The 23,417-nt window shown below is 47.9% G+C and carries 16 protein-coding genes and 1 pseudogene; 11 read left to right on the forward strand and 6 right to left on the reverse strand.

What is annotated here, in order from left to right; translation table 11 throughout:
* Positions 1-307 precede the first annotated feature (307 nt).
* The 6 genes from JFN88_RS09615 to JFN88_RS09640 all read left to right on the forward strand — a co-directional run bounded on the left by JFN88_RS09615 (position 308) and on the right by JFN88_RS09640 (position 5,400).
* Positions 308-886: a CD3073 family putative ECF transporter S component gene (locus JFN88_RS09615; protein WP_199019115.1), complete on the forward strand. Its 579-nt coding sequence runs from the start codon at positions 308-310 to the stop codon at positions 884-886.
* Entirely contained in the window at positions 876-1,424 is a 549-nt protein-coding gene (locus JFN88_RS09620; protein ID WP_233167659.1) for a CD3072 family TudS-related putative desulfidase, read from the forward strand. Before JFN88_RS09615 ends, JFN88_RS09620 begins: the two co-directional genes overlap by 11 nt.
* Entirely contained in the window at positions 1,421-2,263 is an 843-nt protein-coding gene (locus JFN88_RS09625; RefSeq protein ID WP_199019116.1) for an ATP-binding cassette domain-containing protein, read from the forward strand. The genes JFN88_RS09620 and JFN88_RS09625 overlap by 4 nt, the downstream gene beginning before the upstream one ends.
* Complete coding sequence (locus JFN88_RS09630) at positions 2,248-3,129, forward strand: ATP-binding cassette domain-containing protein (RefSeq protein WP_199019117.1); 882 nt, start codon at positions 2,248-2,250, stop codon at positions 3,127-3,129. Before JFN88_RS09625 ends, JFN88_RS09630 begins: the two co-directional genes overlap by 16 nt.
* A gap of 19 nt (positions 3,130-3,148) precedes the next feature.
* Positions 3,149-3,940, forward strand: coding sequence for an energy-coupling factor transporter transmembrane component T family protein (locus JFN88_RS09635; protein ID WP_199019118.1), 792 nt, complete (start codon positions 3,149-3,151; stop codon positions 3,938-3,940).
* Positions 3,941-4,188: 248 nt separating this feature from the next.
* Positions 4,189-5,400: a GTP-binding protein gene (locus tag JFN88_RS09640; RefSeq protein ID WP_199019119.1), complete on the forward strand. Its 1,212-nt coding sequence runs from the start codon at positions 4,189-4,191 to the stop codon at positions 5,398-5,400.
* Positions 5,401-5,722: 322 nt separating this feature from the next.
* On the opposite strand, the gene nrdF is transcribed toward JFN88_RS09640, so the two are convergent.
* From nrdF to nrdI, 3 genes are all read right to left on the reverse strand, one after another.
* Positions 5,723-6,673, reverse strand: a complete 951-nt coding sequence (gene nrdF, locus JFN88_RS09645) for a class 1b ribonucleoside-diphosphate reductase subunit beta (protein WP_199019120.1) — start codon at positions 6,671-6,673, stop codon at positions 5,723-5,725.
* 214 nt (positions 6,674-6,887) lie between these two features.
* Positions 6,888-8,972, reverse strand: coding sequence for a class 1b ribonucleoside-diphosphate reductase subunit alpha (gene nrdE, locus JFN88_RS09650; RefSeq protein WP_199019121.1), 2,085 nt, complete (start codon positions 8,970-8,972; stop codon positions 6,888-6,890).
* Entirely contained in the window at positions 8,959-9,318 is a 360-nt protein-coding gene (nrdI, locus tag JFN88_RS09655) for a class Ib ribonucleoside-diphosphate reductase assembly flavoprotein NrdI (protein ID WP_199019122.1), read from the reverse strand. Before nrdI ends, nrdE begins: the two co-directional genes overlap by 14 nt.
* Positions 9,319-9,871: 553 nt before the next feature.
* On the opposite strand from nrdI, the gene JFN88_RS09660 reads away from it, so the two are divergent.
* From JFN88_RS09660 to JFN88_RS09670, 3 genes are read left to right on the forward strand one after another with little or no spacing between them, the layout of a single operon-like run.
* Entirely contained in the window at positions 9,872-11,545 is a 1,674-nt protein-coding gene (locus JFN88_RS09660; RefSeq protein ID WP_199019123.1) for a carbohydrate binding domain-containing protein, read from the forward strand.
* A 12-nt stretch (positions 11,546-11,557) separates the two neighbouring features.
* Positions 11,558-17,896, forward strand: a complete 6,339-nt coding sequence (locus JFN88_RS09665; protein WP_199019124.1) for a baseplate megatron protein TIM-barrel domain-containing protein — start codon at positions 11,558-11,560, stop codon at positions 17,894-17,896.
* A complete protein-coding gene (locus JFN88_RS09670; RefSeq protein ID WP_199019125.1) occupies positions 17,893-18,492 on the forward strand; it encodes a hypothetical protein in 600 nt (199 codons plus the stop codon). Before JFN88_RS09665 ends, JFN88_RS09670 begins: the two co-directional genes overlap by 4 nt.
* A gap of 93 nt (positions 18,493-18,585) precedes the next feature.
* On the opposite strand, the pseudogene JFN88_RS09675 reads toward JFN88_RS09670, so the two are convergent.
* The 3 genes and pseudogenes from JFN88_RS09675 to fumC all read right to left on the reverse strand — a co-directional run bounded on the left by JFN88_RS09675 (position 18,586) and on the right by fumC (position 21,505).
* Positions 18,586-19,653 (reverse strand): annotated as a pseudogene (locus JFN88_RS09675) (IS256 family transposase).
* A 70-nt stretch (positions 19,654-19,723) separates the two neighbouring features.
* Entirely contained in the window at positions 19,724-19,885 is a 162-nt protein-coding gene (locus tag JFN88_RS09680; RefSeq protein WP_199019126.1) for a hypothetical protein, read from the reverse strand.
* 231 nt (positions 19,886-20,116) lie between these two features.
* On the reverse strand, positions 20,117-21,505 hold the full coding sequence (fumC, locus tag JFN88_RS09685; protein WP_199019127.1) for a class II fumarate hydratase: 1,389 nt from the start codon (positions 21,503-21,505) through the stop codon (positions 20,117-20,119).
* Positions 21,506-21,821: 316 nt separating this feature from the next.
* On the opposite strand from fumC, the gene JFN88_RS09690 reads away from it, so the two are divergent.
* A complete protein-coding gene (locus JFN88_RS09690) occupies positions 21,822-22,367 on the forward strand; it encodes a CcdC family protein (RefSeq protein WP_332908459.1) in 546 nt (181 codons plus the stop codon).
* 186 nt (positions 22,368-22,553) lie between these two features.
* A complete protein-coding gene (gene hisA / locus JFN88_RS09695) occupies positions 22,554-23,324 on the forward strand; it encodes a phosphoribosylformimino-5-aminoimidazole carboxamide ribotide isomerase (RefSeq protein ID WP_199019128.1) in 771 nt (256 codons plus the stop codon).
* Positions 23,325-23,417 lie beyond the last annotated feature (93 nt).

Raw genomic sequence — 23,417 nt, forward strand, 5'->3', positions numbered from 1 at the left:
TCCGTCAATGTGATTGTCTCCTGTCCCATAGTGACATTATCTCAGAACAGTTATAGGGTGACATTATCACAGAACAACAACACTTCCAAAATAATGCCATTGACTTCTTAAAAAAACCGCGTAAAATGATACTCAATTAATCCAATTAATTAACTTGGTTTTTTGAATCGTCTGTAGCTGCCGCCTGTCAAATCGGATGGTCATTTGGGGCAGCTCGTTATGTATAAAGGGGGAGTCGGGTTCATATTTTTATAGTCAGATTTATTCAGTCATAAAAAATTTATGAATCCCCTTAGGAGGCAAAACCATGAATCAAAGAACTTTGGTTCTTACGCTCGGTGCGCTGGCGATTGCTATTAATGTAGTCGCAGGTACTGTGGTCAGCAATTTGAAAATTCCGTTTCTTTTCCTCGATACTGTGGGCACCATATTTATTGCAGCGGTGTTCGGCCCGTTCTGGGGCGCGCTTGTAGGACTGTTAACCAATCTGGTTCTGGGCGTTACTTCCGGCTATACCGCAATTCCTTTCGCACTCGTCAATGTCATCGTAGGTCTTGTAGTCGGTTACATGGTTCGTAAAAATGGCTTTCGCCTTTCTTCCGCTCTCATCTCAGGTATTGTCCTCGGTATACTTTGCCCGGCAGTAGGCTCCGTCATTGCCATTGGTTTATTCGGCGGGTTGACCGGAAGCGTGCAGGACGTGGCAGTGCTCTGGCTGAAGCAAGCGGGCACAAGCTTGTTCGCCGCAGCTTTCCTGCCGCGTCTTGGCGAGAATTTGATCGATAAAATTTTGTCTGTGCTGCTTGTCTACTATGTTGTAAAAAATCTGCCGCAATCTTTGATCAAGCGCCCTTCGGCGAAGAAAAGAGATTCCCGTGCAGCGTAGTAAAACGATTATCGTCGCCTCGCACTGCGTCATTAACCAGAATGCAGTTGTAGGCGGAGAGGCCCGTAGTCCAGGCGTTATGAAAGCGGCAGTCGACTGGACGCATGAGCAGGGATACGGGATGTTTCAACTCCCTTGCCCGGAATTCACATTCCTTGGACCGGAGCGGCCTCCGATGACGGTAGAAGAGTATGACACGCCGGAGTTTCATGCGCATAATCGTAAAATTTTACTCCCTGTCATCGAGCAATTGAAGACATACCAGGATCACGGGTATACGATTGCAGGCGGACTCGGCATCTCGGGAAGTCCCTCCTGTGATCCGGGAAAGGGCGTATTTATGCAGGATTTCCTGGAACTGGCGGAGGAATGGGGCGTTAAGATTGATTTCTTCTGGCAAATTCCGAATACGGAAGACGGTATCTTTGATCCGAATTCCCCCGGCAGCGTGTTTGGTCCGGTAGGTTCAAAGGCAGATGCCGGGCTGGATGGAGGAACTCCCCATGCTGCAGACAGCAAGGAGGTTCATCCATCATGATCGATATTCGCGACACAACCTTCTATTATAATGCACCGCAAGAAGATGAAGAGGATGCCGGCCGCAGGCCGGCATTATCTCATATATCTCTAAATATTGTCCCTGGAGAGTTCGTGGCTTTCCTCGGACGCAACGGCTCGGGCAAATCTTCCCTCTCCAGACTGCTTAACGGCATCGAACTGCCAACGGAGGGAACGGTCAGCGTGGAGGGGCATGTGACGTCAGACAAAGCGGCTCTCCGGTCAGTGAGACGGGCGGTGCAGATTGTTTTTCAAAACCCGGAGAACCAGCAGGTCGGGATTACAGTAGGGGAGGATATTTCATTCGGCTTATCCAATATCGGGTGGCCGCAGCACGATATTGCTGACAGGGTTGCCTGGGCTATTAAGCTGGTCGGACTGGATGCGGATGAAGACCGCCCGGTAATGAATCTCTCCGGAGGCGAGAAGCAGAAGCTGGCGCTTGCTGCTGTACTCGCGCTTGCTCCGCGCTATCTCATTCTTGATGAAGCGACCTCCATGCTGGACCCGGTTGCCAGGAGACAGTTTGTGGCGACTTTGCATGAAGTGCGCAAACAATATTCGTTTACATTGATCTATATTACGCATCATCTCGAAGAGGTAACGAATGCCGACCGTTGGGTACTGTTCCAATCCGGCAAAGTTGTCACTTCCGGTACGCCTGATGAGCTTATGGAGAATACAGGGCTGTTGCAGAGCTGTGGACTGGAGCTGCCCTATTACCGGACGCTTGCCGGTCTGCTGCGGGAGCAGGGCATTCCGGTTTCGGCCGCACTGAATGAACGAGAATTGAGGGAGCTGTTATGCAAATCAGGCTAGATCACGTATCCTTCACTTACAGTAGACGCAGCCGGAAAAAAGTGCAGCAGGGGCCTTATGTGCTAAAGGAGCTGGATTTGACGATTGAAAGCGGCGAGATGATGGCGATAGCCGGAAAGTCCGGCTCGGGCAAATCGACCTTCTTACAGCTTCTCAAAGGCTTTCTTGCCCCGACAGAGGGCTCTGTCTTGCTAGCTGGCATTAATCCTCATCAGGCCCGCAGGCCTGAACTCTTTGATAAGGTCGGATTTATTTTTCAGTATCCGGAGCACCAATTGTTCTCGACAACGGTGTTTGACGATATTGCTTTCGGGCTGCAGAGCGCCGGATTAACGGATGCGGAGAAGGAGGCCAAAGTACGGCAGGCGATGGCTGCGGTGCAGCTTGACTACGAGACATTCAAGGATTGCAGTCCATTCGAGCTGAGCGGCGGCGAGAAGCGCCGGGTTGCAATTGCCGGCGTTGTCGTTTTGGAACCGGAGGTATTGATTCTGGATGAACCTACAGCTGGACTGGACCTGCAATCGCGGACCGCGCTTTTTGATCTGCTGCATGGCATGAATCGGGAGCAGGGCATTACGGTCATGTGGGTCAGCCACCAGTTGGAGGAGATATTGGCTCATGCTACCCGGCTGATCGCGCTCAAGGAGGGCAGATTTCTGGCCGATGGGCATCCTCACATCCTGCTGTCTGATCCAGTCTTGCTGGAAGCGTTCGGCTGGGAGGAGCCGCCCGCGCTTGCAATCACCCGCTTGCTTCAGGAACTCGGTGTGGTTGAGAAGGGGGAACAGTCGCGTCTATGGACACCGCAAGAGGCCTCGGAGGCTATTATCGGTTTGCTGGACAGGCAGCGCATCACAGTTTAATGCAAATGAGGGAATGATTATGGCCGGAACGAGCTTTTTACTGTATCAAAAACGCAATTCCTGGCTGGAGCGCTGGGACCCGCGGATGAAAATTATTGCTGTACTGCTGTTCGGCGCTGCGCTGCTGCTGACCCACAGCCTGGGACTCAAGACCGCCCAACTGCTGCTGCTGATTGTATTATGGGGCGTGGCCAAGCTCTCCTGGCGGGTGCTTGTATTTACCCTGCTGTCGCTGTCGATATTTTTTGCATCTACTATGATATACCAGTCGGTGCTTACGGCTGTACCCGGTGAAGACATGATTACGTGGGGCTGGCTTACTTTCTCTGCGCAGGGTGTAATCAGAGGCGTCATGATGTGTGAGCAGATTGCAGGCATTGTGCTGCTGCTGGCACTGTTGGTGCGAACGACCTCGCCGATTGTGCTGGCGGAAGGGCTGGAGATGCTGCTAAAGCCGCTCAAGAAGTGGCGTCTGCCTGTTCATGAAGCGGTCATGATGTTTTCCATCGCACTTCGCTTCCTGCCAATCCTGATCGAGGAATTTGATAAAATCCGCAAAGCCCAGCTGGCCCGTGGCGGCGGTTTTCACCGCAAAGGCGTCGCGTCGAGATTTCGCGGCGTACTGCCGATGCTGATGCCCTTGTTCGTTATGTCCATCATCCGGGCGAAGGACCTGGCTGTGGCGATGGAGTCGCGTTGCTACCAGGGCGATGAAGGCCGGACGCCAATTCGGATTTATCGTCTGCAGAGAAGCGATTATGCGGTGTTCAGTTTTTCGATTGTGAATCTGGCGGCGATCTTTGTATTGTAAAAGATGGCCTGATGCCATTGAAGGTTAAATCCATCGGTTGCCTTTTTGCGAGCTGTTCTGCCTGTTTGGCGAGAGTAGCCGTAGAAAGGCAATTTTTATGTTCCTCCTCACTCACCTGATCCCGCAATTGACAGAAGCTCGAAAAGCCGCTACAATCATCAAAGAGTAATTATTACGATTTAAGACAAACTACTCTTATATAGTAATTTTTACTGTATAAAGACAAGCCATTTTCCAAGGAGGAACATATGGATACAACATTAATTCCGGTTACAGTGCTGAGCGGCTATCTGGGAGCGGGCAAAACAACCGTGCTCAATCATGTGTTGCACAATCGTCAGGGGCTGCGGGTAGCTGTCATTGTCAATGATTTGAGCGAAGTGAATATCGATGCGGCAATGGTCAAAAGCGGGGGCGGGCTGTCACGGACGGAGGAGAAGCTCGTTGAAATGTCCAATGGCTGTATCTGCTGTACACTGCGCGAGGATTTGCTCAAGGAAGTGGAGCAGCTTGCCAAGGCAGGACGCTTTGACTATATCTTGATCGAGTCCACAGGCGTCGGAGAGCCGGTTCCGGTCGCACAGACATTCACGTATCTGGATGAAGAGCATGATATCGATCTGTCCAAGCTTTGCCGTCTGGACTGCATGGTGACGGTTGTCGATGCCAATCGCTTCTGGCAGGATTATTCCTCGGGGGAGACGCTGCTTGACCGTCAGCAGGCGACAGGGGAGGACGATACGCGGGATGTCGTTGATCTGCTTGTGGATCAGATCGAATTCTGCGATGTGCTGCTGCTGAACAAATGCGATTTGGTCCGTGAAGAGGAATTGGTCCGTCTGGAGAATGTGCTGCGCAAGCTGCAACCGCGGGCCAGATTGCTCCGTATTCAGCATGGACAAGTCGAACCGTCCGAGATTTTGAATACAGGCTCATTTGACTTTGAAGAAGCTAGCAGGGCATCGGCCTGGATAGAGGAGTTGCATAAACCGGTACATACGCCGGAGACAGAGGAATACGGCGTCAGTTCTTTCGTGTATGAACGCATAAAGCCATTCCACCCGCAGCGGCTGATGGATTGGATGGAGCAATGGCCGGAGGAAGTCGTTCGGGCGAAAGGGATGGTCTGGCTCGCTTCCCGCAATCATATCGCCCAGAGCTTGAGTCAGGCTGGGCCGTCTATTCGATTCGGTCCCGCAGGCTACTGGACGGCGGCATTGCCGGCTGAGGAGCGGGAGGCGGTGCTGGCTGAGGAGCCGGAGCTTCTGGAGAGTTGGGACGAGCAGTACGGTGACCGGGTGAACAAGATTGTGTTTATCGGGGTGGATATGGATCAGTCCGAAATCATAGAGTCGCTCGACAGCTGTCTGCTTGCGGACGATGAGCTGTCTGCGGACTGGCATGAGCTGAACGATCCTTTCCCTGACATCGTGGAAGGGCAGGAGGAACTGGTTCAATAATTGGCCGCGCGAAATCGGCCTGGCGGATGGCATAGAAAAAGCTGGATCAGCCGCTTAATCTTGCGGACCAATCCAGCTTCTTTGCCATTTATTTTGGCTCAAAACCAAATGAGTGCTTGACCTCCAGGGAGGCGAGGAACACTGCGAGGCAGAGCATTCTTCCGATCGTTGTTAAAGCCCGATTTCTTTATTTCATGGAGGTTGCATAGGGAATCGGGCTTTAAAGGCTTCTTCCGATCGTTTCTCGAAAATTCTTCTGCCCCTTTGCTGCTTTCCCCTGTTTGTCATGCACTGATTTTAAGGGTGAGCCTTTATTTTAGATTTAAAATACGAAATCTTCGTCGCGCAGCGGCTCTACATTAGTTGTACGAACGTAGCCGTTGCCTTTTTTGGAGAAAAAGTCATGTTGTTTCGTTTGCGTGCTGAGTCCGTTAATTACGATCGGATTGACTTCTTCATCAGGGAAGATCGGTTCGAGGCCGAGGTTCATCAGCGCTTTGTTGGCGTTGTAGCGGACGAACTTTTTCACTTCTTCCGTCATCCCGATTGTGGTGTAGAGCTGTTCGGTATAGCGCTCTTCGTTCTCATGGAGCGTGTTCAGCAGTTCCATCAGCTCGCTTACCGCAGCCTTCCGTTCCTCTTCAGGCAGCTCCTGCAGCTTTTCCTGTGCCAGTACGCCGACGTATACGCCGTGAATGCTCTCGTCGCGCAATATAAGGTCGATAATTTCGCCGCTGCTTGTCATTTTGCCAAGACCGGCCAGATAGAGAGGGTAGAAGAACCCGCTGTAGAACAAGTAGCTCTCCAGAAGTACAGAAGCGCCCATTGCCATGTACAGATCTTTGGTTGTTTCGATATTTTTATAGTAACGGGAGATGATATCGGCTTTCTTCTGCAGGTACGGATTAAGCTCTACCCAGCGGAAAACCTCGTCAATCTCTTCCGTAGTAGCCAAGGTTGTGAAAATACTGCTGTAGGATTTGGCGTGAATTTGCTCCATCATCCCCATGAATGCCAGCACGGCCTTGCGCTGCAAGCCTTCGACATGCTCCATAATTTTCGGCATCCCGATGCCGCCCTGCACAGTATCCAGCAGAGTCAGACCGCCAAGCACCTTCATATATAAGTCGCGTTCGGTATCGTTCAATTCAATCCAGGACATCTTGTCATCGGAGAGTGGAATCTCCTCATCTGTCCAGAATTGCATAATATTTTGGTTCCAGAACATACTTGTATAATCATCATCTGGACGATTCCAGTTAACGGCTTTCATTAAATCCTTCCCTTCATAAAGTTGTGCGTCTTGATGGAGCATTCGGATAACATAGTGAAGGAATTTAACTTTGAACAGTTAAATTCCTTAAATTGAACCTGTACATATATCCTTCAAAATGCAGGGCAGCCGCCATCACAGGGCGGCTGCTGCCGTGTAAGCCAAAGCATTTACCAACATGTTCTGCCGGAAAATAGCTTCCGATATGACCGCGTTATACTGCGCAGCTAATGCATTCCTCAACGCTCAGACGGTTCGTACGGGTGTAGTACAGGGATTTCAAGCCCAGCTTGGCCGCATACAGGTAATAACGGGCCAGCTCCCGGGTTGTCACATTGCTGTTCACGTGCAGAACAGTGGAGATGCCCTGATCAATGTGCGTCTGAATTTCCGCGATCAGCTCCAGCACCTTGAACTGGTCGGTCTGATAAGCCGATTTGTAGAAGAAGAAGTTCTCCTGCGACAGGTAAGGCATCGGATAGTAGGTTGTTGAGTTCGCATAGGTGCGAGTCTCAATCTGCTCTACGATCGGCATGACGCTGGAAGTTGCATTTTGAATGTACGAGATGCTTTGTGTCGGTGCGATAGCCAGGCGGTAAGCATGGTACAGACCGTGTTTGCGCACATCCTCCTTAAGCTTCTTCCAATCAGCCGGAGTCGGGATGGCAATGCCTTCGAACAGCGATCTCACCTTGGCCGTTGCCGGCGTGTAGTCGATATTTTCATAACGCTCGAAGTAGGTTCCTTTTGCGTATTCAGAGCGTTCGAAGTCATGGAAGACAATACCGCGTTCGCGGGCAATTTCCATACTCTTCTCCAGAGAATAAAAGTTCATCAGCATGAAGAATGTACGGGCGAAATCCTTCGCTTCAGGACTGTCATACGCAATCAGGTTTTTCGCCAGATAGCCGTGCAGGTTCATGGCGCCAAGACCAACCGAGTGAAGCTGCTCGTTCGCCTTGACAACACCTGGAGCATTAGCCACACGAGTCATGTCGCTGACCGAAGTCAGCGCAGTCATTCCTTCATGAACAGATTCTCTGATCTTCTTCGTATCCATGACATTGGCGATGTTCAGGGAAGCGAGATTGCAGCTGATATCCCGGCGAATCACATCTTCCTTGCCGTAATCATTGATCTCGGACGTCTCCTGCAATTGGTAAATTTCCGTACACAGATTGGACATTTTGATCGTGCCAATATCCTTCAGCGCATGGAACCGGTTGGCGTTGCTGCGATTCATAATATAAGGGTAGCCTGATTCAAGCTGAATCGTAGCGATCTTCGTCAGCATATCGCGAGCGCTCATGATGACTTTCTTTTTTACTTTGTCGTTGGCAAGCAGCTCGTCATACATTTCATCTAGATCCATATCATCCAAATGGCGGCCGTAAGCATCGTATACGGAGAATGGAGCAAATACGTGCAACGGCTGATTCTGTTCAGCCAACTGGTAAAATTTATCCGGTATAATCAAGCCGATCGAAAGCGTCTTGATACGGCTTTTTTCATCGGCGTTAATTTTTTTGCTGTCGAGGAATTCGAGAATATCCCAGCCGAATACGTTGTAGTAAGCGGCGCCGGAGCCTTTGCGCTGTCCCATCTGGTCTGCGTAGGAGAATGCGTCCTCCATCAGCTTCAGGACAGGGATAATGCCCTTGGCTGCTCCCTCAACGCCCTTGATCGGTTCGCCGCGTCCACGCAGCTTGGACAGGTTGACAGCAACACCGCCGCCGATCTTGGAGAGCTGCATACAGGTGGACAGGTTGTAGTTGATTGAATTCAGCGCATCGTCCATTTCCAGCAGGAAGCAGGACACCATCTCGCCGCGGCGGCTCTTGCCGGCATTGAGGAAGGTTGGAGTTGCAGGCTGCACACGCTGCTCCATCATTGCTGCGGTCAGCTCACGTGCTGTGGCCGCGCTTCCGCTTGCCAGATGCAGGGCTACCATGGATACCCGGTCCGCATAGTGCTCCAGGAACTTGGAACGGTCATTTGTGCGCATCGCATAGTCTGTGTAGAACTTTGAGGCCGCCATATAGGACTGGAATTCAAAGTTGAAGCTGTGAGCAAAGCGGATAACCTCTTCTACCTCTTCATGCGTATATTTCTCATAGACGTTCTCATAGTAGTGATTCTCAATCAGATAGTTCACCCGCTCGGTAATGCTTCCGAAAACTACGCTCTTGGTCTGGATATCCTCCATAAATGCTTTAACGGCTTCCTTATCTTTATCCAGCTGGAAAAATCCGTCTTCGTTTCTACGCATAAGCTGGTTGTTCAGTTCAACATGCAGCAAGTGCGCTCACCTCTTTCTCGAATCTCTTTACATCCTCTAACGAGCCTGACAGTTCAAACTTGGTTAATACCGGTACGCCATAGCGCGCCGAGATGGAATCTGCGCTTTTGCCGAAGCTTGCTCCCCAGTTGCGGTTGCCGCTTGCGGATACCCCCACCATATATCGGTAATTATGACGCAGAAAATGAATGACCTTCTCCGGGATTTGTCCGAATCCGGTCGTATATGTAATCAGTACAAAAGGTTCTTCTATATGCAAGCTCTCACTCAACTGCACAGCGCGCATTCCAAGCTTCTCTACAAATCTTTTAACATTTCCGGTCTTTGAATCGTATACAACCAGCATTGTTTTCACTCCTCTATGATTTAAATATAAGAGGTAAAGGCCGCGAGCCCATACGCTGCTTACATTTGTCGGCCAGGCCTTTCTCACATCATGGAGTGAAACAAGCCTGTGTATGGTCAGTCACTAGATATTGAAGACAATAATCAATTTATATCAATATATAGTGATTGTCAAGAGAACAATGCAAAGTTTGCCCGATTGTCCCTAGTTTCGGTACAAGTGTCGATTGTGTGTCATTTTTTGTACCTGGCTAACAAGGGACATTGGTACAGAAGGTAGACCTGCAGACCGTATTTATCGCAGGAATGAAAACAGACAAGAAAATTGCGGCTGCATCAGGAAGTTTCGCTTGAGCCGTTTAACCAGCGCATTTAATCATAAATGTGATCTATAGGCAATGTCAATTGGTTGTCGAAAAGACTATCAGGACAAGGATATCTGAGGGCGTAGTGCTGGAGATATGCTCTTGAAGGAGTATATCAGCGATCCTGGTGAATCATATTTACTATATATAGCAATTGAGTTACAATTTTTTGTAAAAGGGAGGTTTGATATGAAGTATTTATTATTCACCAAGTTTGCAATTATTTTTGTTTTGTGTTGGTTTAATGCAGCCTCAGTAGCAAACGGGCAGCAATATACTTATGATGACGCGGAACGTATCGTTACAGCCACTGACAGTTCAGGGCGTTCAATTCACTACAATGTTGATTCGATGGGGAATATAAAAGAAAGCAGTCCTGTTCCCTCCCCCAACTTATTGAAAAATGGAGATTTCAAAACGAACACAGGCAGCACAGGCGTTGCTGACTATTGGCATACATTTGTATCCCAAGCCAACATTACAACAGACTTCCAAGTTGTCAGTGCGTCTGCAACTAACGCTCAAAAAATAAGCGCGGCTCAGTTAGAGCAATGGGACAACGTAATTCTCCATCAGACAGTTGCCTTGAAAGCGGAAACGTTCTATGAATTCAAAGGCAATATACATATTGTTTCCCTGCAAAGGGCGCAAGTGGTGCTGACAATCGAATTTACAAATGCCAGTGGTGTTCAAGTAGAGGAAATCAAACAGGTGTATCCATCGGTCACGAACGGAGTCAAGGCATTTTCCCGCCAAGGCCTCGTCCCTTCAGGAAGTACGCATGCGAAAGTTTCCATCTATATTCAAGGGACAGCTCAAAATGGAAGTGGAACTTTGCGCGTCAATCAACTTTCGTTCACCCACCCCCAGTTCATTAACATTCTCAACAATGGCAGCTTTGATCACAATAACCAGTCCGATGTTGCCGACGGTTGGAGTACATACGTTTCGAATGGAGCCGGTCCGGTATCGTTTGAAATTGTGAGCAGCCCGGTAGTTGCCGGGAAATTCGCCCAAAAAATAAAAGCAACCCGTCTGGGGCAATGGGATAATGCGATGATTCAGCAGACACAGCTTGTTAATCGAGAACCATTCTATGAATTATCCGGCTATATCTCCGTTGCTTCACTTCAGAACGCCAGAGTATTGCTTAGTGCCGAGTTTTTAGATCAATCTGGCGTGCGGATAAAAGAAGATCAGCAGGAATTTAAAAAGACGACTGGCGGCTACGTGATGGCAGCTTTGCAAGGGGAAATTCCGTCAAATGCCGCAACAGTTAAAACATCCGTCTATATTCAAGGCATGCAGCAGAATTCCAGCGGCGCCATCTATTTGGACGCCTTTCAGTTTGGCTACAAGAAACAACTGAATGCATTAGCAAACGGAAGCTTTGAGTATGAGGGAAATGTAAGGGGAGTGGCAGAAAGCTGGCATTCTTATGTAACGCCCGGAAAAGGAACAGGGAGGTTCGAGTTGACAGGGACTTCTGCTTCTTCGGCGTCAGGCAGAAAGGCTCAAAAAATAACAGCGGCTCAACTGGGCAAATGGGAAAACGTGATCATTGAACAGACAGTTAACGTACAATCTGGACAGCAGTATCAATTGACAGGCTTGATGAACATTCTTTCTTTGAAGCAAGCCCGTGTTTTATTAAATATCGAATTTTTGAACGCAAACGGAGGCAAGGTTGGGGAGAAGCAATTGGAATACAAGGCTGCAAGCAACGGGATGTCGCCAATAAGTGTACACGGACAATTCCCAACCGGAACTTCAAAAGTAAAACTGTCTATTCAAATTCAATCCACAGGTACAAATGGCGCCGCGACAATTATACTCGACCATTTTGCTTATCAAATTCGTTAACGGGGTGCAGGTATGAAAAAACTCATAACGTGGATAACCGTGATCAGTATGATAGTGGCATATGGAGCGGAGGCGGCTGCGTACGTCCCTGATTATAAAGAAAAAGTAAAAGGTGTAACCATGATCCCGTCTTCCGGCATCGGAGCCTATGCCGATCAGGTTATCCATCAAATCAATTACTTGTATGATTCGACCTGGCCAGATGACCCGGATATTGGGAAGATTTATTGGGAGACGACATTTAATGACCAGGATACGCCGGGAATCCCCAATATTCGAATCTCGACCGAACAATTGCAAACGGAACTGCCTAACAATAAGTGGATCGCGTTAACAATAGGATGGCAGCTTGACTTCGAGCAACTGGAAGTACGGCCGATGGTGGAGAAGAAGGAAGAGTTTGAACAAGAAACCATTACAATCAGAGAACAAGGCGAGAATGGCCTAATAGTCTTCAAGCAATATGTTCGAACCATTCGTAAAAATGTCCTGATAGATGAAGCAACGTATCAGCGTGCAGTTTCGAATGGCTATGTCATAGAAGCCCCGCAATCTTACTGGAAGGTAGGGAGTGAAGACAGAAATACCGCTAGACTTATTGATCCCTCAATTACATACGGAGAAACACCTTCCGATCAGGAAATCATTGAAGCAGTAAGATATTATAAATCTCAAGGCTACCAGGTAATGATCTATCCGTTCTTGCTAGGCTATCGGGCCGATAAGCCCTGGCGGGGACGATTGGTGCTTTCTTCAGCGGCACAAGTTCATCATTTCATGACAAAATCTACAGGCTACAATCAATTTATTCGTCATTATATTCAGTTGCTGAAGAATGAAAGAATTGACGGATTTCTAGTTGGATCGGAGATGGAAGCACTAACGCTGTCCGCATCGCCTGAATACCCTGCTGTTGATCATCTGATTCAATTGATTCATGAGGCCAAGGCAGCGTTCGGATCGCATGTACAGGTATCTTACGCAGCCAACTGGTCAGAGTACCACCATGACCCGAGCAACGGCTACTATCATCTTGACAAGCTTTGGAAAGAAGCGGATTTTGTAGGAATTGATGCTTATTTCCCGCTTACTGAGCAACATTCTGTTGATTATCAGGAGATTTACAACGGGTGGCAATCAGGTGAATACTTTGATTATTATTACGCGGGTTCGGATTACCAGAACAGGCTTCCTTTACAAGAGAAATATGCCATAAAGAATATCCAGTATTGGTGGGAAAATAAACACTTCAATCCAGATGGAAGCCAGACCGACTGGGTTCCCCGTTCCAAAAAGATTTGGTTGACCGAACTGGGCTTTGCATCGGTTAACAGTACGACCGTTCAGCCGAATATATTTGTTGACCCTACATCATCAGAAGGCGGGTATCCAAGAGGCTCGAATAGAGAGACGAGTGTTATGGCACAGGCGGCGGGATTAGACGCTTCTTTGGATTTTTTGAACACCCAGCCCTGGATAGGCAATGTGTTTGTCTGGACTTGGGATGCCAGGCCCTTCCCGGCATTTCCGTTAAGCAGCTTTTGGTCAGACGGGGGCAATTGGGAGCAGGGGCATTGGTTGCAAGGTAAAACACATCCTTCAATTTCCGGGAACCTCAGTGTAGAGACGCTAAGGAGAGAATATCCCGAATACACGGATAGTCAATCGCTTGTAGCTGACCCTATTGACACTTCCACAGGCGCCCATGTCATGAATAAAAACTTGCTGCAACTGAACGGTTTATTTTCATTTGATTTCAATCTTCACTATAACTCATTACTGACAAGCAAGGGGCCTTTTGGGCATTCATGGGCACATGAATACGATGTTTCTTTAGAAGTGGAAGGCACTGAGTCCATTAAAGTTCATTGGGATCGCAACAGGTACAATGTATTTTCTGCAAGCGGCAACAATACCTTTTTGTCTTCGGATAAAAACACAAAACACGATACCCTCTACAAAAAAGTAGATGGAACGTATGAGTTGAAACGGAATAATCAAGCGGTTTATCACTTTAATTCACAAGGAAAACTGATCCGGCAAACCAATAAATTTGGTCAAGCTCTTCTATTCACCTACACGGGGGAGAGACTGCATACCATTTCGGAGCCTGTGTCAAGCTATACTATTACATTGGTATACAATACAGAGGGCTTGATTGAAAAACTGTCCGATAATGAAAACCAATCATTCGAATTTCAATATGATTCAAAAAGTGATCTTATTGAAATGACAGACAGAACAGGCAGCAAAACGAAATATGTGTATGACAACAATCATAAAGTGCTGTCTTCGACCAATGACGAGGGCGTTATAATTTTTCAGAATCGATATGATGATTACGGAAGAATTGCCTCCCAACAGGATGCCAGAGACAACATTACAACATTTCTCTATGACGAGTCGACATTCCCCGGAAAATTAAGAACCTTTGTAAAAAACCGGAGAGGCTATATCAAAACGTATATTCATAATAAACGTTATCAGCTTGAAAAAATAGTAGATGAACATAAGAAACAGACAGCCTATGAGTACGATTTGGATGGAAATCGGGTCCTTGAGGTTGACGCTGCGGGTCAGGAAAAGCGAATGACCTATGATATAAGGGGAAACCTGCTCACCTCTACAAATGAGAATGCAGTCACTACCGTCTATTCTTATGATGATCGGAATAACGTTCTTTCCATTACGAATGGATTGAATGAACGTATGCAGTTTCAATATGATCTCAATAACAGATTGATTCGTATCACCGGCCCTGAGAACAACGTTTCTATATATCATTACAATGCACAAGGGAATCTGTCATCCATCGTCAAACCTAACGGCAGTCAGCTTCAATATGAATATAACAGTCTGGGGCAACTATCCAAATCAGTGGACGGGACAGGGAAAGAGACTTTATTTGAATATAACGGGAATGGACAGTTGTCTAAAACGATTGCGCCTGACGGGAGTACGACTGCAAGAACGTATGATTTCAACGGCAGACTGACACAACTAATCGATGCCAAGCAACATTCAACAACCTATCAGTATAACAGCCACGGGGATGTGCTTTCTTCTACTGATGCTAATGGAAACACGACTACGAACAGCTATAACGGGAATGGCCTGCTAGAAAGCACAAGTAATCCTTTAGGTCAAAAAACAAGCTATGCGTATAACGCCGAGGACCAGATTATTAAAATCACAAACCCTGAAGGTGAAAGCGAACGTTTTAATTACGACATTAAAGGTCGGCTGATTGAAGAAATCGATACCGAGGACAATGTAAAATCTTATAAATATGATGACCTGGATCGTATCATCCGGGTTACCAACGCTGCGGGGGATTCCCGCCACTTTGCTTATGATCCGGCAGGAAATGTAATACAAGAAACAGATGAAAGAGGGAATGTGCGGGGGAGACAATATGACGCATTGAATCGTATCACACAGACTATCGATGCGTACGGAAAGAAAACCTTGTTCGAATATAACGTATCAGGAAAAATAACGAAAATAACGAGCCCTTTATCCCAGATTGTCAGATTTGACTATGACCCAAATGGCAATAAAATTCGTGAAACAGATCCAAAAGGAAATTTTACCATCTATACTTATGATGCAAACGACAGGATGATTAAGGAAACCAATCCGCTAAACCAAAGCAAGATCTATGGGTATGATGATTTGGGACGGCTTTCTCAAGTAACGGATGCTTCCGGCAATCTGGTGTCGTCGTATTCGTATGATTCTGTCGGCTTGCTGGTATCCTCACAAGATGCTTTTGGGAACGCAGCAGAAAGTTCTTATGACGCCAATGGAAATATCATTGGCACTACAGACCGAAAAGGAACTGAAATCCAAACCGTTCACTATAACGAATTAAATCTTCCTGTAATGGTCACAGACGCCTTGGGGTATTCAAACCATTACGAATATACCCAATTGGCTCTGCCGGAGACCGAAACCAATCCATTAGGGCAAAATAAACGGTACCACTATAATTCCAGGGGAGAATTATTAACCGTTACAGATGCGATGGGAGCAATAGCCAGCCAACAGGTCGACGTGAATGGCCGTATTGTGGAAATTGTCGATGCGATGTTGAATCCATCCAGATTCCGGTATGATGCAGCGGGCAATCTGATTGAAAAGGATTTTTCAGGGGAGAAAGTCCTGTACCAGTATGATCGAAATAATCGGATCGATGCCATAACAAATGCCAGAGGACAAATAAGCCGATATCTCTACGATGATGCAGGAAGAATTGAATCCTTCAACACTCCAGAAGGACCGGTCGTCTATGAGTATGATGAAAATAATAATATTACCCGCATTTATTCAAACAACCAGCTATCTGCCGCGTATCAATATGATGCATTGAATCGCATAACCGAGTACACAGACTCATTTCAAAATAAAATAAAGTATGAGTACGATACAGTCGGAAATTTAAAGACGCTCATTTATCCGGGAGGGAAGCGAGTATCTTATACCTATGACAGCAATCGGCGATTGAGTAAAGTCGTAGATTGGTTGAATAGAGAAACCCGCTACATCTATGATGAAAATGATCAAGTGGTCGAGATTCATAAAGCAGATGGATCAACAGAATATAGAGATTATGACAGCCGAGGACAACTTTTGCATATCCGGCAACAAACGGCATCGGGTGAAACCATAAACACGTATCGCTATGAATATGATTCGAACGGCAACGTCATCGTAGGAGAGACCGAAATTTTCGAAGCGGATTTTGACAATACCGCGCCAACATCGATGACGTATAGCGCAGATAATCGCCTCGCCGCTTATCAGGGCCAGAACGTCCAACATGACTCCGACGGCAATATGATCACGGGGCCTCTCAAGGGTGTCATGTCGCCGTTTAGCTACGATTCCCGTAATCGTCTCATTCAAGCGGGTAATTTATCCTACGAGTATAATGAACTTGATGAACGGGTGCAGGTTACGAAAAATGGTCTTTCAAGCCGTTACGTTATCAATCCAAACTCCAAACTTTCCCAGTTGCTGATGGAGACAGATGAGAGTGGCAATGTTATTGCAACTTATGTGTATGGACTAGGCTTGATCGGACGGGAAGATGCCGACGGTTCTTATCAGGTTTACCATTATGACAGACATGGGAGCACGACTGCATTAACCAATGCTGGGGGCAGTATTACGGATCGGTATAATTATGATCCGTATGGAAGCTTGCTCGATCATATTGGCGGGACAGACCAGCCATTCCAGTATAACGGAATGTATGGAGTCATGACTGAAGCAAACGGTTTGCTCTACATGCGTGCAAGATACTACAACCCGGAGATCAAGAGATTTATTAACCGGGATCTGGTTCAAGGGCATATAAGCGTTCCTCTGTCGCTGAACAGCTACGCTTATGCCAATGGGAACCCGATCAGCTATGTAGATCCGTTTGGCCTGAGCCGCGACTCTGATGGTCTGCACTTGTTTCTGGATGGGGTTGGATTAATTCCTGTTATCGGAGAAGTAGCTGATGGTTTGAATGCCGTAATCTATACGTTTGAAGGGGATTACGTGAATGCAGGGCTGTCAGCCACTTCCATGATTCCCGTAGCAGGCTGGCTCTCCACCGGCGCCAAATTCGGCAAAAGAGTATTCGATTCGAAAGTCGTAAAACAGGCAGTCTCCGCGTGTAACTGCTTTACCGCGGGCACACAGGTTTTAACAGACGAAGGGGAGAAGAATATCGAAGACATAGAGGTCGGAGATAGGGTTCTTGCCAAGGATGAGAATAACCCTGATGGAGAGTTGGGTTATAAGGAAGTAACGAATCTGTACCGCAACCAACGTGATGATATAATCAAGCTGTACGTTGGGGAGCAAATCATCGAGACAACCGACAACCATCCGTTTTGGGTGGAAGGTAAAGGGTGGGTCTTTGCAGATGAACTTCAAGTGGGCGACAAACTCCAAAAGGCTGACGGAAGCAACCTAACGATTGATAAGGTTGAGTTTGTTAAACTGGATGAGCCTGTAACCGTTTATAACTTTACGGTTGCGGATTTCCATACGTATTATGTAACGGATTTGGGAATTTGGGTTCATAATACAAATTGTGGTTACAAAGACATTACAGTCGGGAAAAGTGTACGAAATATTGAAACAAATGTTACAAGAGCAGATTTTGAGAAAAGTCTTATCGGGGACGGATGGAAAAAGTCGGTTAGCAAAGATGGTAAAGTTACCATCTATTCTAAAGATGGTGCGCAATATACTGTTCGTGACACATCGAACCAAGGGCAACCAACAGCTGAGTTTTGGGCTAAGGGAGCTACAGAGGTCACAACTAAGATTAGATTGGGGTCATCCAAATGAGTCAGAGTAAAGTAATTAAAGTTAAAGAACAATTTGAAGAAGCATTAAATCTAGTTGAAAAAGCGTTCGATTGTGAAAAACGCTTGCCCGAGCAAGTTTTCTTAGTTCCTTGGCAAAAAAAATGTGTATTCGACTTTGATAAAGCAATGGGTTATTCCTTTTGGAATGAACTTGAGCGTCTAGTTACTCTCTCTGGAGACTCATTTATTTTAATGGCTGTTTTAGACCCACATCCTGTAAATTATTATTATAAAGAGTTTTCTCAATACAATTGGTGTATCTTTCCTAAGGGAATTACAGCCAATGAGTATTGGAATACAATTAAATGGAGTCCTGAGGATAGTCCTGCTGATGCTATTGTTCATAATTCAGAAGTAGTTGTGTGGCTTTCACCCACAATGAAATGGGCAATTTGGGGTGAGAGAAATTGTGGTATTTGTATTCTAGGTTTAAGTGATGAGACAAGTAGTTTCACGAGTGAGTCATGCTTATCGATTGAGACAGCAATTACAGACTTAGTATCATTAAACTTCGGGAATAGCATACCCGACGAAATGAAATCAAAGTTTATGTCACATTACAACGACATGAATTAAATACTGACGAGACCTTGAGGGCGGAAAGGGTCTGTCAAGAAGTTTGTGTAAACATAGTTAGCGGATGAGGCCCCCGAGGGGGCGACGTGCCCTTCAGCTTAAATGTTGCCCGACCCGATCCGGGAAGAAGACGGAAAGCTGGAGGAGCATCTGCCCCCAGTTTTGGACCCGCCCCGTCCATTTGCGAACCACATCCATCGTGGAAAGATAAAGCATCTTGAGCAGCGCTTCGTCCGAAGGGAAAATACTTTTGCCTTTGGTCACCTTGCGAAGCTGCCGGTGGTAGCTCTCGATGATATTGGTGGTATAGATGAGTTTGCGAATCTCCGGCGGGTACTTTCTTGAGGTCCTTATAGGACACGTAGCGCGTCGAATTGCGAATCTGATGGATGATGCACTTTTGAATCTCGGTCTGTGGATAGCAAGCAGTAATGGCCTGCGAGAAGCCGGTCAGGTTGTCCACACACGTAATAAGAATGTCCTGAACACCGCGGTTTTTAAGCTCGTTCAACACACTGAGCCAGAACTTCGCGGACTCGTTCTCGCCGATCCAGATGCCCAGCACATCCTTGTTACCGTCCAGATCAATCCCAATGACCATGTAGGCGGCCTTGTTCACGATGGCGCCATCTTGCTTCACCTTGAAATGAATGGCATCAAGAAAGACAACCGCATAGACGTTTTGCAGCGGCCGATTTTGCCATTCCTTGACCAGCGGAATGATTTTATTCGTGACATTGGAGATGAGCGTAGGAGAGACTTCAATGCCATAAAGCTGCTGGAGATGGTCCTGGATCTCCCGCGTGCTGACTCCTTTGGCATAGAGCGCGATAATCGGATCCTCGATCCCGGTGACATTCGATTGATATTTCTTCACGACCAGCGGCTCAAACTCGCCTTGGCGGTCACGAGGAACCGCTATTTCCTGCTCCCCGTACTCGCTGGTGATCTTCTTGCGGCTCTTGCCATTACGGGAATTAGCTGTGGTTTTTTCGGTTGTGTCATGCTTGGTGTAGCCCAGATGCGTATCCATCTCCGCCTCGAGCATTTCCTGAATCGTCTCGGCGAAAGATCCTTAAGTGCATCTTGCGCATCTTTTGCTGTGACCAGTTTGTTCTCTTTAATAAAATCTCGCAGTTGCTGTTTCGTCCATAGTCCCATGTGTTCTCCCAACCTTTCTATTACTTCCATTTTAATAGGTTTTGGAGTTTACACAAACTATTTTACAGACTCACCCATTGCTTTCACTTGCACAACCGGTATCTGCCGCATCAATCGCTTCATAGCCATACGCCTGAGGCGTGCATACCCGGGCTGTATTGCTTCCATCCGCAAGTGAATAACTGGGGGCTCCCGCGCCTTCGCTTGGCCTTTGTCCTCCACCAGGGGACATTGCTATGCGGGACTCCTCCTGCTCCGAATTTCCAGTTCAAGCGTCTCCTCATGCTGGAGCATTGGACGGATAGAGCACACCTTGTGCATCTTTTCACACCTTAAAAATCTAAAAAACTGTCTTGACATCTTGTAGCACCATACCTCCGTCTTGCCCTTTACCTGACGTGCGGTCATCCCACCCAGTAACAACTGGAGCACTGTTCATATCGAAGACGAGCCTGACTAAGTCTCACTCCTTCGGATGAATCATTTCCTCCGGGCGAATGATTCTGTCGAATTGTTCCTCGGTGAGCAGCCCGCTTTGCAGTGCCGCTTCTTTGAGCGTCAGCCCTTCCTGGTGGGCCTTCTTGGCGAGGGCGGCAGCGTTCTCATAGCCGATATGCGGGTTGAGCGCCGTGACCAGCATCAGCGACCTGTTCAAATGCTCTCCGATGACTGCTGCGTTCGGCTCGATGCCGACCGCACAATGGTCATTGAAGGAACGAATTGCATCGGTCAGCAGGGTGGCAGATTGCAGGAAATTATAGATGATCACCGGCTTGAATACATTCAGCTCAAAGTTCCCTTGGCTGGCAGCAAAGCCGATCGTCGCATCATTGCCCATGACCTGACAGGCTACCATCGTCAGTGCCTCGGCCTGCGTCGGATTCACCTTCCCCGGCATGATCGAGCTGCCCGGCTCATTGGCGGGTATTGTCAGCTCGCCGAGCCCGGAGCGCGGACCGCTAGCCAGCCATCTCACATCGTTGACGATCTTCATCAGATCGGCCGCAAGCGCTTTGAGCGCGCCATGGACGAATACAAGCTCGTCGTGGCTCGTCAGCGCATGGAATTTGTTGCTGGCGGAGACGAATGCTTTGCCGGTCCATCTGCTGATTTGCGCGGCGGCCAGCTCACCAAAGCGGGGATGCGCATTGATTCCCGTCCCGACCGCAGTGCCGCCGATAGCAAGCTCGCGTAACGCTTCGGAGCTGCTGCTGATCATCCAGCCGCTTTTCTCAAGCATTCGTTGCCAGCCGCTGATTTCCTGTCCCAATGTGAGCGGTGTGGCGTCCTGGAGATGGGTGCGCCCGATTTTGATGATATGGGCAAATTGTCGGCTTTTGTCCGCCAATGTTGCTTTCAGCGTCTCTACAGCAGGGAGCACCTGATCCTCCACAACACTCAGCGCCGCGATATGCATCGCTGTAGGGAAGGTGTCGTTCGAGCTTTGAGAGCGGTTGACATCATCATTCGGGTGTACGCGGACTGCGCTGCCGGCTTCAGTGAGGCGGCGATTGGCCAGATGCGCTATCACTTCGTTGACATTCATATTGGACTGCGTACCGCTGCCGGTCTGCCACACGACAAGCGGGAAGTGTTCGTCTGCGTTGCCAGCCAGAATATCATCGGCCGCAGCGACGATAGCTGCGGTTCGTTCATCGTCAAGCTTGCCCAGCTCCTGGTTGGCCAGTGCGGCGCTTTTTTTGAGCACGGCAAATACTCGGATCAGCGCAAGCGGCATCCGCTCGCTGCCGATCCGGAAGTTCTCCAGGCTGCGCTGGGTTTGTGCCCCCCAGTATTTGTCCGCAGGTACTCTGACTTCGCCAATCGTATCTTTCTCAATCCGGTAATTCAAGGCTGAATCACTCCCTAAAAAATAGTGATGACTTTACCGATTATTAATCATGTAAGCCATTATTGAAAATTCCTCCAGATGACAGGTGTTCCAAGTGGACATCAGGGGTAAAAAGGAGTACCATGTAGGTAGGACATAGATATAAGAAGAGATTGATTTCAAAATCTTCGTTTCATTATAGTTATGTCCGGCCAAGACGGTGTTGCGAGGCCAACGCAATTGCTGGCAGATTCCATGGGAACAGCCGGGATGCGCCAAGCCTAGACCGTTAAGGAAAGCGTTTTACGCAACATTAAAGTTCGGAGGTTCTGTCATTGTGCTGCAGTCTACTCAACTGCTTCAGGCCGGTTCTGTTATTATGTCCCTGATTGCCGGATGCGCATTAATCGTTCTGCGGATCAGAGCCGGGCGCAAGCCGACCACACTGAGGAAAATCATCATGCCGCCGATCGGGATGGCCACAGGCTTTATTATGTTTGCCCTGCCGGCGATGCATATTCCGTGGGTATGGGGACTTTCAGCATGGGGGACAGGGGTTCTGATTTTTGCTTTCCCGCTAGTGGTGACGACACGGCTGGAGCGAAGGCAGGCCGATATCTATGTAATCCGGTCCAAAGCTTTTATTTTCATTATGGCATCCTTGCTGCTGATCAGACTTGGACTCCATAGCGTTGTGGAAAAGTATATGACGGTTCCGCAGACAGCGGCGTTATTTTTCCTCCTCGCATTCGGGATGATCGTTCCGTGGAGACTGGCGATGGTCAGCGAGTATATCCGGCTGCGCGGCAGCGGACTGCAGGAAGAGGAGCAAATGGAAGAAGCGGCGGGTCAGGGGGAGAAGCCGGTGCAGCGACTGATCTGAACAGTATTTCGCTAAGGAACGAGATGAATTCGTTCTATGTCAAATTTAGATCGAAAAAATCTCAATTCAATATTTGTTTCCGGTTTCAATTACATAGTATAATTCTATAATGTGAGATAGTTGTAAATTCTGCGTAAATATAACGCGGAATCATGTAAAATATCGGCCAATGAGGGGTAGAACTAATTGAAATTCAGACCGTGCATTGATTTGCACCATGGGAAGGTCAAACAAATCGTCGGAGAGACACTGAACGCTGATCACCGTCAGGTGGTAGAGAACTTTGTTTCCGACCTTAGCCCCGCTCATTACGCAGCTATGTTCCAGGCCGATAGCTTGACCGGCGGGCATGTCATTATGCTCGGCGGTGGGAATGAGGAGGCTGCCGCTTCTGCTCTGCGGGAATATCCCGGCGGATTACAGATCGGTGGAGGAATTACAGCGGAAAGCGCAGCTTCATATTTGGAGTATGGCGCCTCCCATGTCATTGTAACCTCCTATATTTTCCGTGACGGCAGGCTGGATGAGAACAACCTGCAGCGAATTGTCTCTGAAGTAGGCAAATCGAAGTTGGTTATCGACTTGAGCTGCAAGGAGCGGGACGGACGGTGGTACGTTGTGACGAACCAATGGAGGACGTTCAGCGATTTTGAACTTCACCCGTCCAACATTCAGTATTTGGAGCAGTATTGCGACGAGTTTTTGATTCATGCGGTAGATGTGGAAGGAAAGCGTACAGGAGTTCAGGAGAAGCTTGCCGGTTCGCTGGCCGAATGGACGAGTATCCCGACAACCTATGCCGGGGGCGCCCGTTCGCTGGATGATCTGGAAAGATTCGCTGAACTGACAGACCGTAAGCTGGATATTACCATTGGAAGCGCCCTTGATATTTTCGGCGGGGACCTTCCGTATGCCAAGGTGGTCGACTATTGTGGCCGCCAGGCATCAACTCGCTAACGCAAAATGTTCATGGAATCATCGATTAAACCACAGACTATAGGGATGCGCCTATATTGCTTAGCTGCATTTCTATAGCAAAAAGCAAGCTGG

The organism is Paenibacillus roseus, from assembly GCF_016424485.1.
Lineage (GTDB): Bacteria > Bacillota > Bacilli > Paenibacillales > Paenibacillaceae > Paenibacillus_D > Paenibacillus_D roseus.